Source organism: Pseudomonas sp. KU26590 (assembly GCF_026153515.1).
Lineage (GTDB): Bacteria > Pseudomonadota > Gammaproteobacteria > Pseudomonadales > Pseudomonadaceae > Aquipseudomonas.
Window position 1 is genome coordinate 438,557 of sequence record NZ_CP110644.1, and the last position, 13,215, is coordinate 451,771.

13 protein-coding genes are annotated in these 13,215 nt (G+C 60.3%); 6 read left to right on the plus strand and 7 right to left on the minus strand.

The genetic code is table 11. The features are described 5' to 3' along the window. Positions 1–45: 45 nt before the first annotated feature. The gene (gene def, locus OKW98_RS02025; protein ID WP_265387766.1) at positions 46–552 is read right to left on the minus strand and encodes a peptide deformylase; all 507 of its coding nucleotides are present in this window, start codon (positions 550–552) and stop codon (positions 46–48) included. Positions 553–693: 141 nt separating this feature from the next. Here def and OKW98_RS02030 point away from each other — a divergent pair, with 141 nt between their 5' ends. The 3 genes from OKW98_RS02030 (at position 694) to OKW98_RS02040 (ending at position 3,553) form a co-directional block, all read left to right on the plus strand. Beyond that, positions 694–1,719, plus strand: coding sequence for a LysM peptidoglycan-binding domain-containing protein (locus OKW98_RS02030; protein WP_265387767.1), 1,026 nt, complete (start codon positions 694–696; stop codon positions 1,717–1,719). Between the two features lie 124 nt (positions 1,720–1,843). Beyond that, a complete protein-coding gene (dprA, locus tag OKW98_RS02035; RefSeq protein WP_265387768.1) occupies positions 1,844–2,956 on the plus strand; it encodes a DNA-processing protein DprA in 1,113 nt (370 codons plus the stop codon). Positions 2,957–2,995: 39 nt separating this feature from the next. Then, positions 2,996–3,553: an L-threonylcarbamoyladenylate synthase gene (locus OKW98_RS02040; protein WP_265387769.1), complete on the plus strand. Its 558-nt coding sequence runs from the start codon at positions 2,996–2,998 to the stop codon at positions 3,551–3,553. A 168-nt stretch (positions 3,554–3,721) separates the two neighbouring features. Here the strand turns inward: OKW98_RS02040 and OKW98_RS02045 are convergent, their stop codons facing one another. Further along, positions 3,722–4,699 carry an NADPH:quinone reductase gene (locus tag OKW98_RS02045; protein ID WP_265387770.1) on the minus strand — a complete coding sequence of 326 codons (978 nt, stop codon included), beginning with the start codon at positions 4,697–4,699 and terminating at the stop codon, positions 3,722–3,724. 225 nt (positions 4,700–4,924) lie between these two features. Between OKW98_RS02045 and hemF the strand changes: the two genes are divergently transcribed. Then, positions 4,925–5,845 carry an oxygen-dependent coproporphyrinogen oxidase gene (gene hemF / locus OKW98_RS02050; RefSeq protein ID WP_265387771.1) on the plus strand — a complete coding sequence of 307 codons (921 nt, stop codon included), beginning with the start codon at positions 4,925–4,927 and terminating at the stop codon, positions 5,843–5,845. Then, positions 5,845–6,672: a shikimate dehydrogenase gene (gene aroE, locus OKW98_RS02055; protein ID WP_265387772.1), complete on the plus strand. Its 828-nt coding sequence runs from the start codon at positions 5,845–5,847 to the stop codon at positions 6,670–6,672. The genes hemF and aroE overlap by 1 nt, the downstream gene beginning before the upstream one ends. Positions 6,673–6,797: 125 nt before the next feature. Here aroE and choX read toward each other — a convergent pair whose 3' ends face one another. Together choX and betC are read right to left on the minus strand one after the other, a co-directional pair. Next, positions 6,798–7,724: a choline ABC transporter substrate-binding protein gene (gene choX / locus OKW98_RS02060; protein WP_265387773.1), complete on the minus strand. Its 927-nt coding sequence runs from the start codon at positions 7,722–7,724 to the stop codon at positions 6,798–6,800. Between the two features lie 39 nt (positions 7,725–7,763). Then, a complete protein-coding gene (betC, locus tag OKW98_RS02065; protein ID WP_265387774.1) occupies positions 7,764–9,269 on the minus strand; it encodes a choline-sulfatase in 1,506 nt (501 codons plus the stop codon). Positions 9,270–9,383: 114 nt separating this feature from the next. On the opposite strand from betC, the gene OKW98_RS02070 reads away from it, so the two are divergent. Continuing rightward, on the plus strand, positions 9,384–10,334 hold the full coding sequence (locus tag OKW98_RS02070; RefSeq protein ID WP_265387775.1) for a choline sulfate utilization transcriptional regulator: 951 nt from the start codon (positions 9,384–9,386) through the stop codon (positions 10,332–10,334). A gap of 159 nt (positions 10,335–10,493) precedes the next feature. On the opposite strand, the gene OKW98_RS02075 is transcribed toward OKW98_RS02070, so the two are convergent. The 3 genes from OKW98_RS02075 to trpB form a co-directional block, all read right to left on the minus strand. After that, positions 10,494–11,003, minus strand: coding sequence for an anti-virulence regulator CigR family protein (locus OKW98_RS02075; RefSeq protein WP_265387776.1), 510 nt, complete (start codon positions 11,001–11,003; stop codon positions 10,494–10,496). Positions 11,004–11,078: 75 nt separating this feature from the next. Then, complete coding sequence (trpA, locus tag OKW98_RS02080) at positions 11,079–11,939, minus strand: tryptophan synthase subunit alpha (RefSeq protein ID WP_265387777.1); 861 nt, start codon at positions 11,937–11,939, stop codon at positions 11,079–11,081. Beyond that, entirely contained in the window at positions 11,939–13,171 is a 1,233-nt protein-coding gene (trpB, locus tag OKW98_RS02085) for a tryptophan synthase subunit beta (RefSeq protein ID WP_265387778.1), read from the minus strand. The genes trpA and trpB overlap by 1 nt, the downstream gene beginning before the upstream one ends. Between the last annotated feature and the right edge of the window lie 44 nt (positions 13,172–13,215).

Consider the following 13,215-nt stretch of genomic DNA (forward strand, 5'->3'; position numbering starts at 1 on the left):
GTCGCGGGCAATCGTGCTCCTGGAGTAGAAAGGAGGATGGCTGGATCAGGCGTTTTGCTTGTGGAGTTTTTCCAGCTTCTTCTTGATCCGGTCGCGCTTGAGATTGGACAGATAATCAACGAAGAGCTTGCCGTTCAGGTGGTCGCATTCGTGCTGGATGCACACGGCGAGCAGGCCCTCGGCGATGAATTCATAGGGCTTGCCGTCACGGTCCAGCGCCTTGACCTTGACCCGTTGCGGGCGATCCACGTTCTCGTAGAAACCCGGAACGGAAAGGCAGCCTTCCTGGTACTGGTCCATCTCGTCGGTCAGCGGCTCGATCTCGGGGTTGATGAACACCCGCGGCTCGCTGCGATCTTCGGAGAGATCCATCACCACCACGCGCTTGTGTACGTTAACCTGCGACGCGGCCAGACCGATGCCAGGTGCTTCGTACATGGTTTCAAACATGTCGTCGACCAACTGGCGAATGCCGTCGTCCACTTCAGCCACCGGCTTGGCGATGGTGCGCAGGCGCGAATCGGGAAATTCGAGGATGTTTAAAATGGCCATATACGTAAGGGATGCACTGTAGGGTAAAGTCAAAATCGGCTGCTAGGCTTGGGACGTCACAAGCTGCAGCCCTAGTAAAAACGGAAGTCTCGCAAGACTCAGCGTTTCACGCGAAGCCAACATGATAAAGGGATTCACCGCATGAGGAAATCACTACTCGCCCTGCTGCTGTTGGCCGCGACCGGCCTTGTCCAGGCGCAAGTACAGCTCAGGGATGGCCATCCACAGAGTTACACCGTCGTCGCCGGTGACACACTTTGGGACATTTCCGGGAAATTTCTTAACCAGCCCTGGAAGTGGCCAGAGCTCTGGCGCGCCAATCCCCAGGTTCACGACCCTGATCTGATCTACCCCGGCGATACCCTCAACCTGATTTACGTCGATGGTCAGCCGCGAATCGTGGTCAACCGCGGCGAGTCCCGGGGCACTATCAAACTGTCCCCGCGTGTGCGCAGTACGCCGATTGCCGAGGCCATTCCGACTATTCCGCTGGGCGCAATCAATGCGTTTCTGCTGAACAACCGAATCATCGATAACGCCAGCCAGTTCGAAGTCGCGCCCCATGTCGTGGCCGGCCCCGGCGAGCGGGTGCTCAGTGGCGCGGGTGATCGCATCTATGCGCGCGGACAGTTCGAAACGAGCCATGTGTCGTACGGCATCTATCGCAAGGGCAAGACCTACGTCGATCCAGTGAGCGGCGTGGTGCTGGGCATCAATGCCGACGACATCGGCAGCGGCGAAATCGTTTCCAGTGAAGGTGACGTCGCGACGCTGCAACTGCAGCGCTCGACCCAGGAGGTGCGCCTTGGCGATCGGCTCTTCGTCAGCGAGGAGCGCGGAATCAATTCCACCTTTGTGCCCAGTGAACCCCAACAACCGATCTACGGCACCATCATCGACGTACCGCGGGGCGTGACACAGATCGGCGAGTTCGACGTGGTGACCATCGACCGTGGCCGGCTTGATGGCTTGGCCGAAGGCAACGTATTGGCGATCTACAAGACCGGTGAGACGGTGCGCGACCGGGTCAATGGTGATCAAGTCAAAATTCCCGACGAGCGTTCAGGGCTGTTGATGGTCTTCCGTACGTACGAGCGACTGAGCTACGGCATGGTGCTGCACGCAACCCGATCTCTGGCGGTGCAGGACAAAGTACGCAATCCGTAATGCTATGTATCAGCTCCAAATCACTTTTCTCCACCGGCATGCTTCACTTATCAAATTGTTGTTAACAGACTTATCCACAGGTTGGCTCACCGATTAGGGTGGGCCATGGATCAAGGAAGATCTCATGCCGTTGTTCGAAAAGGCCGATCAGTCACCGGCCGAGCTGGAAGCCCGCCTGCGTATACACCGGCTGCCGGAAGTCGGCCCAAAACGTTTCCACACCCTCATCGATGCGTTCGGCAGCGCCTCAGCTGCGTTGAGTGCGCCTGCTTCCGCGTGGCGATCTTTACGACTGCCGGCGGCCAGTGCCGAGGCTCGCCGCAGTGCAGAAGTGCGCGACGGCGCGAGTGCTGCACTGGCTTGGTTAGAGCGTCCCGGCCAGCATTTACTGATGTGGGACGACCCTGACTACCCCGCGTTATTGGCAGAAATTCCTGATCCGCCGCCCCTGCTTTTCATCGCCGGAAACCGCGCTTTGCTTGATCGTCCGCAGTTGGGAATGGTGGGCAGTCGACGTGCGTCCAAGCCTGGACTCGACACCGCTGCGGCGTTCGCGCGGAGCCTGGCAGGTGCCGGTTTTGTCATCACCAGCGGGTTGGCGCTGGGTATCGACGGCGCCGCTCATCAGGGCGCGCTGGACGTAAAAGGCGGGACAATCGGCGTGCTTGGCACCGGCATCGAAAAACTTTATCCACAGCGGCATCGTCAGCTTGCGGCGCGCATGGTGGCCGATGGCGGCGCAGTGATTTCCGAGCTGCCACTGGACGCAGGACCCCACGCCAGCAACTTTCCCCGACGCAATCGAATCATCAGCGGTTTGTCACTCGGGGTGCTGGTGGTCGAGGCCAGCGTTGCCAGCGGATCGCTGATCACGGCACGTCTTGCCGCCGAGCAGGGCCGTGAGGTGTATGCGATTCCGGGCTCGATCCATCATCCGGGCGCCAGAGGCTGTCACCAGTTGATCCGTGAAGGCGCGGTGCTGGTGGAAACCATCGACCATATTCTTGAAGCGCTGCAGGGCTGGAAAAACATCGCGCCGAGTCCTGACGTCGTTGATAAGCCGTCGACGCCGCTGCACCCGCTCCTGGCGCTGTTGCATGCAGCGCCTCAAACCGGTGAGGCGCTGGCCCATAATAGCGGTTGGCCTTTGCCCAAAGTCCTGGCGGCGCTGACCGAGCTTGAACTCGACAGCAGCGTGGCCTGTGAAGCCGGGCGATGGTTTGCCCGGGCGCGCTGAGGTTAAACTGCCCGCCAGCGTAATTTGGGAGAACGGACGATGGTCAGCAGTTGGCGAGTGCAGCAAGCGGCACGAGAAATTCGGGCCGGGGCGGTGATTGCCTATCCAACCGAAGCGGTGTGGGGGTTGGGCTGTGACCCTTGGGATGCGGAGGCGGTGTATCGCCTGCTGGCAATCAAGGCGCGGCCTGTTGATAAGGGCTTGATCCTGATCGCAGACAACATCCGTCAATTCGATTTTCTCTTCGAGGACTTCCCTGAGCTGTGGATCGATCGCATGGCCAGCACCTGGCCGGGACCAAATACCTGGCTGGTGCCCCATCAAGGCCTGTTGCCGGACTGGATCACCGGAAAGCATGACACCGTAGCCCTTCGGGTCAGCGATCACCCCATTGTTCGCGAGTTGTGCGCCTTGACCGGCCCGCTGGTATCGACTTCCGCAAACCCGACTGGCCGCCCCGCTGCCCGTTCGCGGTTGCGTGTCGAGCAGTATTTCCATGAGCAGCTGGACATGGTTCTGGGTGGCAGTCTTGGCGGGCGCCGCAACCCGAGTGTGATCCGGGATCTGGTGACGGCTGAGGTGTTAAGGGCCGGCTAGGTATTCTGCAGCCTGCTTTTGGATGGCCCCTTGTCTGACCGCGAGTTGCCTAGGCGGCGGAACGTGTAGAAGCGCGCTTGCCCGCGAATGAGATATGTCTGTTACGCGTTGAGCGACTGACACAACGCATTCGCGGGCAAGCGCGCTCCTACAACGTCAAATGCGGGATCAAGGCACCAGAATGATCGACCCGACCGTTCTGCGGCCGGACAGTTCGGTATGCGCTTTCGCGGCATCCTTGAGGGCAAACTTCTGGATGTCGTCGACCTTCACCTTGCCGCTGGCAACCATTTCGAACACTTCGTCAGCCATCGCCTGCAACGCTTGCGGGGTATTCGCGTAAGAGCCCAATGTCGGACGTGTGACGTAGAGCGAGCCTTTCTGAGCGAGAACCCCCAGGTTCACGCCGGTCACTGCGCCTGACGCGTTGCCGAAGCTGACCAGCAGGCCGCGCAATTCCAGGCAACTCAGGGACGTTTCCCACGTGTCTTTGCCCACGCCGTCGTAGACCACCGGGACCTTCTTGCCGTTGGTCAATTCCAGTACACGCTGAACGACGTCTTCCCTGCTGTAATCGATGACTTCCCACGCGCCAAGCGCCCTGGCGTGCGCAGCCTTCTCCGCCGAGCTGACCGTGCCGATGAGCTTGACGCCCAAGGCGTTGGCCCACTGGCAGGCGATCGATCCGACGCCGCCGGCAGCGGCATGGAACAGGATGGTTTCTTCAGGACGGATCTCGTAGGTCTGGCGAAACAGGTACTGCACGGTCAGGCCCTTGAGCATGACGGCGGCGCCCTGCTCGAAGCTGATGCCGTCAGGCAGTTTGGCAATGTTAGCGGCCGGCGTTAGGTGAACGTCGCCGTACGCACCCAGCGGGCCTGTGCCGTACACCACCCGGTCGCCGACTTTGACGTGGGTGACTTCGCTGCCGACTGCTTCAACCAGGCCCGCGCCTTCGTTACCTAGACCCGACGGGAACGAAGGCGCCGGGTACAGGCCGCTGCGAAAGTAGGTCTCGATGAAGTTGACGCCAATTGCCTTGTTGCGCACGAGCACGTCGTTCGGGCCTGGCGCCGGGGGTTCGAAGTCCACGTACTCGAGCACTTCGGGACCGCCATAAGCCTTGAACTGGATACGTTTTGCCATTTGCTTTCTCCGTCATGGATCGGACTTGCAGGGTATGACTGTCGATGCGAAAGGGCTCTATCGGACTCCTTCGTTGGCGCTGCGTCAACTGCGGCAGCCGCCAAGCCGGTGATATGCTACTCGCCGAATTTCGCCGACGGGATTTGCTCAGCCTGGCGTGCTGTCAACGCCAAGACCGGTCGAATCCCGCCCCCGACGCACGTTTCAGTTTATTCAGGTACCGCCATGTCCTTTCGCACCGATGCCGTCAAAGCCTACTTGCTCGATCTTCAGGACCGCATTTGCGCCGCGCTGGAAACCGAAGATGGCAGCGCCCGTTTCGCCGAAGACGCTTGGGAACGTCCTGCGGGCGGTGGCGGACGAACCCGCGTGATCGAGAACGGCCACATCCTCGAAAAGGGCGGGGTCAATTTTTCCCACGTCTTCGGCGCCGGCCTCCCCCCATCAGCCAGCGCCCACCGGCCAGAGCTTGCCGGGCGTGGTTTCGAAGCCCTCGGCGTGTCGCTGGTGATGCACCCGCACAATCCCCATGTGCCGACTGCCCACGCCAATGTGCGGTTCTTCATCGCAGAAAAAGAAGGCGAAGAACCGGTGTGGTGGTTCGGCGGCGGCTTCGACCTGACCCCTTACTATGGCGTCGAAGAAGACTGCGTTCATTGGCACCGCGTCGCCGAGCAGGCCTGCGCGCCGTTCGGCGCCGACGTCTATCCTCGGTACAAGGCGTGGTGCGATCGCTACTTCCATATCAAGCACCGCAATGAGCCGCGCGGCGTGGGCGGACTGTTTTTCGATGACCTTAATGATTGGGATTTCGACACCTGCTTCGCCTTCATCCGCGCCATCGGCGACGCGTTCGTCGACGCCTACTTGCCCATCGTCCAACGTCGTAAAGACACGCCCTACACGCCGCAGCAGCGGGAATTTCAGGAGTTCCGTCGTGGTCGTTACGTGGAATTCAATCTGGTGTACGACCGCGGCACCTTGTTCGGGCTGCAATCGGGTGGCCGCACTGAATCGATCCTGATGTCGCTGCCGCCGCAAGTGCGCTGGGGCTATGACTGGAAAGCCGAGCCGGGCAGCGAGGAAGCACGCCTGACGGAGTATTTTCTTCAGGATCGCGACTGGCTGGCTGAGGCGGCACAGTGATGACCGACCAGTACGTTGTTTTCGGCAACCCCATCGCCCACAGCAAATCCCCGCTGATCCACCGCCTGTTCGCCGAGCAAACCGGTCAGGCGCTGGACTACCAGACCTCGCTGGCGCCGGTGGACGGTTTCACCACCTTCGCCAAGGCGTTTTTCCAGACAGGCCGTGGCGCCAATGTCACCGTGCCGTTCAAGGAAGACGCGTACCGGCTGGCCGATCAGCTGACCGAGCGCGGCCGTCGTGCCGGCGCGGTGAATACCCTGGCTCTCCAGGCGGACGGCACTCTGCTGGGCGATAACACTGACGGGGCAGGTCTGGTTCGGGACTTGAAGGTGAATCACGGGGTCACCCTAAAGGACAAACGCATCCTCGTGCTAGGGGCTGGGGGTGCGGTACGTGGCGCGCTTGAGCCCTTGTTGGCGGAAGATCCCTATGTGCTGGTGGTTGCCAATCGCACGGTGGAAAAGGCCGAGCGACTGGCCCAGGAGTTTGCCGACATCGGCCCAGTGCTGCCCGCAGGCTATGACTGGCTGGAGGAACCGGTGGACATCATCATCAATGCCACGTCGGCCAGTCTATCGGGCGAGGTGCCACCGATTGCGCCCAGCCTCATTCAGCCGGGCGTGACCTTCTGCTACGACATGATGTACGCCAAAGAACCGACCGCGTTCTGCCGCTGGGCCTCGGAACACAGCGCCGGGCAAGCAGTGGATGGTCTGGGGATGTTGGTCGAGCAGGCCGCCGAGGCGTTCTACCTATGGCGCGGTGTGCGCCCGGAATCAGCACCGGTGCTGGCAGAATTGCGGCGGCTCATAGCGCACGGCTGACCGGCTTCTATGGCCGGCGATGTACCGTAGGAGCGCGCTTGCCCGCGAAGACATTGTGTCAGTCGATGCACCTGGCAATGACTCACTGCATTTCGGGGCAAGCGCGCTCCTACAATTGCAAGGCCTTACAACTTGGCTTTCACCGCTGGCAGCGCATCCTTGTCATCAACGGTTTTCACGCCGTCTAGCCATTTGTCCAGCACCGCTGGGTTAGCCTTCAACCACGCTTTCACCGCCTCGGTGTTGCTGGCTTTCTTATCCACCACGGTTTGCATGATCGAGTTTTCCATGTCCTGGGTGAACGCCAGGTTGGAAAGCAGCTTGGCGACGTTCGGGCAGGCGTCGGCGTAACCTTTGCGGGTCACGGTGTAGACGCTGCCGGTATCACCGAAGTACTTCTCGCCGCCTTTGAGGTAGTGCATGCCTTTGATCTGCACGTTCATCGGGTGCGGCGTCCAGCCGAGGAACACCACGAATTCCTTCTTCTTCACGTTGCGCTGCACTTCAGCCAGCATCGCCTGTTCGCTGGATTCAACCAGCTTCCAGTCGCCCAGATCGAACTCGTTCTTTTTGATGATCTCCTGAATCGACGCGTTGGCCGGAGCGCCCGAGCCGATGCCGTAGATCTTCTTGTGGAACTTGTCGGCGAATTTGTTCAGGTCGGCGAAGTCGTGAACGCCCGCGTCATAGACATAATCCGGAACCGCGAGGGTGAACTCGGTGCCTTCCAGATTCTTCGCGTATTGCGTCACGTCACCGGTGGCGATGAATTTGTCGTAGAAGCCCTGTTGCGCCGGCATCCAGTTGCCCAGGAAAACGTCGAGTTGACCGTCCTTGAGGCCGCCGTAGGCGATCGGCACCGCCAGGGTGTCGATCTTGGTTTTGTAGCCCATGCCATCAAGCAAGAAACCTGCGGTGGCGTTGGTCGCGGCGATATCGCTCCAGCCCGGATCGGCCATCCGCACGGTGCTGCAGCTAGCGTCGGCGGCATAGGCCACGACGCTGCTCAAGCTCAAGACCCCAACCGCCAGTGTGGTGAACAGCTTATTCATGGTGTGCCCCTTTTTTGGTTTTCTAGGTGTTGGCAGGGTTCAAGGTTGCGGATAACGGGCCTTGCGCTCCAGGTCGTCGAGATCGATATGGTTGCGCATGTACTGCTGACTGGCGTCGACCAGCGGCTGGTGATCCCAACTCTTCAGCTTGCCAATGGCCAGCGACTCGGCGACGAAACGCCGACGGCGCTGGCTGGCGAGCACCTGGTGGTGTATCGCCGGAATGTCCCACTTGGCCTTTGCTTCGGCCAGGAAGGCAGCGAACAGGTCGCTATGAGCCTCTGACTGACTCAGCTCTTCCTGCTCCTTCGGATCGTTGCGCACGTCATACAGCAGACAGGGGTCGCGTTCCGAATAAATGAATTTGTACGCGCCGCGACGAATCATCATCAGCGGACTGTTGGTGCCCTCGGCCATGTATTCGCCAAACACCTCGTCGTGACCGCCCTCACCTTGCAGATGCGGCAACAGTGAACGGCCATCGAGCGGCAAACCGGCATCCAGCTGACCGTCCGCCAACGCCACAAAAGTCGGCAACAAGTCAGCGGTGGACACCGCGGCCTGCACGCGCCCGGCCTTGAACTGCCCCGGAGCGTAGACCAGCAGCGGCACCCGCGCCGACATCTCGAACCAGTGCATTTTGTACCAGAGCCCGCGCTCACCCAGCATGTCGCCATGGTCGCCGGAGAACACAATGATCGTGTCGTCAGCCAGGCCGGTTTCCTCTAGGGTTTTCAGCAGCTTGCCGACGTTGTCATCAATGTAGCTGCAGGCGCCGAAATAGGCGCGGCGCGCATCGCGAATCTTTTGCTCCGGCAGCGGCTTGTCCCACAGGTCATAGACCTTCAGCAGGCGCTGGGAATGCGGGTCCAGTTCGGCCTGGGCCAGCGGCGCGTCGGGCATCGGGATTTCGTCTTCGCTGTACAGATTCCAGTAAGACTTGGGAATGGTGTAAGGATCGTGGGGATGGGTCATCGACACCGTCAGGCAAAACGGCTGATCGCCGTCTTCGCGCACATGATCGAACAGATACTGCTGAGCCTTGAACACCACTTCTTCGTCGAAATCGAGCTGGTTGGTGCGCACGCACGGTCCGGCTTGCAGCACCGAGGCCATGTTGTGGTACCAGGTCGGGCGCACGTCCGGTTCGTCCCAGTTCACGGCCCAGCCGTAGTCGGCCGGGTAGATGTCGCTGGTCAGGCGCTCTTCGTAGCCGTGCAATTGATCGGGGCCGCAGAAATGCATCTTGCCGGCCAGTGCCGTGCGATAGCCAAGACGACGCAGGTAGTGGGCGTAAGTCGGCACATCGGCGGGGAAATCAGCAGCGTTGTCATAAGCGCCGATCTTGCTCGGCAACTGACCGCTGACCAGGGTGAAGCGCGACGGTGCACACAGCGGGCTGTTGCAATAAGCGGCGTCGAACACCACGCCTTCGGCGGCGAGGCGACTCAAGTTAGGCATCTTGATGGGAGAAGTGGCGTACATCGGCAACATGGGCGCGGCCATCTGATCGGCCATGATGAAAAGAATGTTTTTGCGCTTCATGTATTCGCGGCATCCCATAGTCATTATTTATGCGAAAGTGCTCCGACCGAGGATGGTGCCCATGCCATTCGCGGTAAAGTCCATGACGGGCAATGCCTAGGATAAGTGCAGCTTATGTTTGAAGCCCTTGGTGCCATTTCGCTGGATTTGCTGCGCGGTTTTGAGGCCGCAGCACGTTTGCGCAGTTTTACCGCAGCGGCCATTGAGCTCGGCACCACTCAACCGGCCATCAGCCAGCAAATCAAGCGACTGGAAGAGCAACTGGCGACTCGGCTGTTTGATCGCATCTATCGCGGCATCGAACTGACGGACGCCGGGTTGATTCTCTTCAATCACGTACAGACCGGGCTGGAGTCGATGGACGCCGGCCTGAGCGCAATCACCGAGCATCATCAACATGAGGTGCTGCAAGTGGCGACCGACTTCGCCTTCGCCGCCTATTGGCTGATGCCGCGCCTGCACCGTTTCCACAAGGAAAACCCCGACGTCGACGTCAGCCTGGTCACCAGCGAGCGTAGTCACAGCATGCTGCGTGCGGATATCGATGTGGCCGTGTTGTTCGGTGACGGGCGATTCAAGCAGGGAGAAAGCCACTGGTTATTCAGCGAGGAAGTGTTCCCGGTCTGCAGCCCACAATTGCTGAAGGGGCGCGACCTGCCCTTGCCCACCGAAGCGTTGAAAGACTTCGCGCTGCTGCACCTTCGCGGCGAAGGCGGCAACAACTGGTTTGACTGGGGCGGTGTGTTCCGCGCCCTGAATATCCCTCAGGCACCCGCGCCGGGGCAGTTGAGGTTCGACAACTACACATTGATGATTCAGGCGGCGATTGGCGGCCAGGGTGTGGCCATCGGCTGGCGACATCTGGTGGATGATTTGCTGGAGCAGGGTTTGTTGTGCCGCCCTATCGAAGCCAGCGCCGTCTCCGGATACGGCTATTACATCGTCCTGCCGCAACGCAAACGGCGCGTGCAGATCGTGCAGCGATTCGTGGACTGGTTAAGAAGTGAGCAGGCGTTGAGCGGGGATTTGTTGACGGGCAAGGCGCTGCCGTCGATTGCGGTTTAGCAGTTGGCATTGGGAACTTGTAGGAGCGCGCTTGCCCGCGAATGCGGTTTGCCAGCAGACACTTATCTGTCAGGGCGACTGCATTTCTCGGGCAAGCGCGCTCCTACAAATGTGGCGTCCGTCTCACAACGCTTGGATGGACGCCATTTTTGAAATCCCTTAGTTCAGCACGCCATCCAGGATTTCATAAACAATCCCGCTGCCGATTGCGATCAGCACAACGTCCGGGCCCAGGCGGCGCCATTCGTAGCCATCGTATTGCGGCAGGTATTGCAGCGAGCGTTGGTCCAGTCGACGGCCATAACCGCGTGGCAGCGGGTGGCCTTTGACGATGTGGACGCCAGGGGGCAGCGGCTGACCGCGACCGATGACTTCCCGGTGTTCAGTAATGGTCCGGCGCACGTCGCCGAAGTCGGCAGGAGGACGCCCGCCACGTTGATTATTGCCACGGTTGTCGGCGCGCGGTTCGTTGCGATGGTCGTTGCCGTTGTTATTCCCGTTGCCATTGCCGCGATCGCCCTGCGGACCGCCTTGCTGGCCGTTGTCCTGATGCTGGCCCGGGCCGTTGTCATCGCCGCCGCGTTGATCCGGCGGTGCAGCCTGAACCAGCGCGCTGGCGCTGAGCATCAACACGCCCAACCCGGCGATCAAACGATTCGAGACTTTCATGTAGCGCGCTCCTGAGCAAATTCGGGCAGCAAAAAGGGGTTCAGGACGTGGTCCTGAACCCCTTCGCTGTACGGCTTAGTGTGCTGCCAGGGACTGAGATTCCTCTGTATCAGAAACTTTACCTTCGGCTACGCGAGCTTTACGCACGCCTTCCGATAACTGCGCACACAATCCCAGCACACCGCTGACCGCGTGTTCTGGCGAAGACGCGCTGGCGATCTGATCAATCAATGCCGAGCCGACGACGACACCATCGGCCACGCGGGCGATGGCTGCTGCTTGTTCAGCCGTGCGAATCCCGAAGCCGACACTGATCGGCAGATCGGTATGGCGGCGAAGGCGTTGCACTGCATTCTTGACGTGATCAATCGTTGCCGAGCCTGCACCCGTCACGCCTGCTACGGATACGTAGTAAACGAACCCGGAGCTGCCGTTAAGCACCGTAGGCAAACGAACGTCATCGGTGGTCGGCGTGGTCAGGCGAATGAAGTCCAGGCCGGCTTCCTGCGCTGGGTCGCACAGCTCGGCGTTATGCTCCGGCGGCAGGTCCACAACAATCAGGCCGTCAACGCCCGAGGCATGAGCTTCAGAGATGAAGCGCTCAATCCCGTAATTGTGGATCGGGTTGTAGTAACCCATCAGCACCAGCGGCGTTGTGCTGTCTTCTTCGCGGAACTCACGAACCATCTGCAGCGTTTTCGCGAGGTTTTGCTTGGCGTTGAGTGCGCGAATGTTGGCCAGCTGAATCACCGGGCCGTCGGCCATCGGGTCAGTGAACGGCATGCCCAGTTCGATCACATCGGCACCCGCCTTCGGCAATCCCTTGAGAATAGCCAGTGAGATGTCATAGCCCGGGTCGCCTGCGGTGACGAAGGTCACCAGGGCGGCGCGATTTTGTTCTTTCAGTTCGGCGAAACGTGTTTGCAGGCGGCTCATCAGTGTTTCTCCTGCTGGGACATATCCAGGTGGTGCATCACGGTTTGCATGTCCTTGTCGCCACGACCGGACAGGTTGACCACCATCAGGTGATCCTTCGGCAGGTTTGGAGCGCGTTTGAAGACTTCAGCCAGGGCGTGAGCGGTTTCCAGCGCCGGGATGATGCCTTCAAGGCGGCAGCATCTGTGGAAGGCAGCCAGCGCTTCATCATCAGTGACCGAGGTGTATTCGACCCGGCCAACGTCGTGCAACCAGGCGTGCTCAGGACCAATGCCTGGATAATCGAGGCCGGCTGAAATCGAGTGGGCGTCGGTGATCTGGCCATCGTCGTCCTGCAGCAGGAAGGTACGGTTGCCATGCAGCACGCCCGGAACGCCGCCATTCAGGCTGGCGGCATGCTTGCCGGTTTCGATGCCGTGACCCGCAGCTTCCACACCGATGATGCGCACGCTCTTGTCATCCAGAAACGGGTAAAACAGGCCCATGGCATTGGAGCCACCGCCAACGCACGCCACCAGACTGTCCGGCAGACGCCCTTCGTGCTCTTGCATCTGTACACGTGTTTCCTTGCCGATGACGGCCTGGAAATCGCGGACCATCGCCGGGTAAGGATGCGGGCCGGCGACGGTGCCGATCAGATAGAAGGTGCTTTCGACATTGGTGACCCAGTCACGCAGCGCCTCATTCATGGCGTCTTTCAGCGTGCCGGTGCCGGAGACCACTGGAATGATCGTGGCGCCCAGCAGCTTCATGCGAAATACGTTGGCCTGCTGACGTTCGATGTCAGTGGTGCCCATGTAGATGACGCATTCCAGCCCGAAGCGCGCGGCGACCGTGGCCGTTGCAACGCCGTGCATGCCGGCACCGGTCTCGGCGATGATGCGCTTTTTGCCCATGCGCCGCGCCAGCAGGATCTGGCCGATGCAGTTGTTGATCTTATGCGCGCCCGTATGGTTGAGCTCTTCGCGTTTTAGGTAAATCTTCGCGCCGCCACAGTACTCGGTCAGGCGCTCAGCGAAATAAAGCGGGTTTGGACGGCCCACGTAATCGCGCTGGAAGTAGGCGATATCGTTCAGGAATGAAGGGTCTGTCTTGGCGATTTCATACTCGCGGTTCAGATCAAGAATCAGCGGCATCAGCGTTTCAGCGACATAACGGCCGCCGAACCCGCCGAACATGCCACGGTCGTCCGGGCCGCTGCTGTAATCACTCTGAGTCTGTGTCTGGGTCATGTGGACCTCCGGGGATGCGAATAGGATGAGCCGTCAGGCAGTGA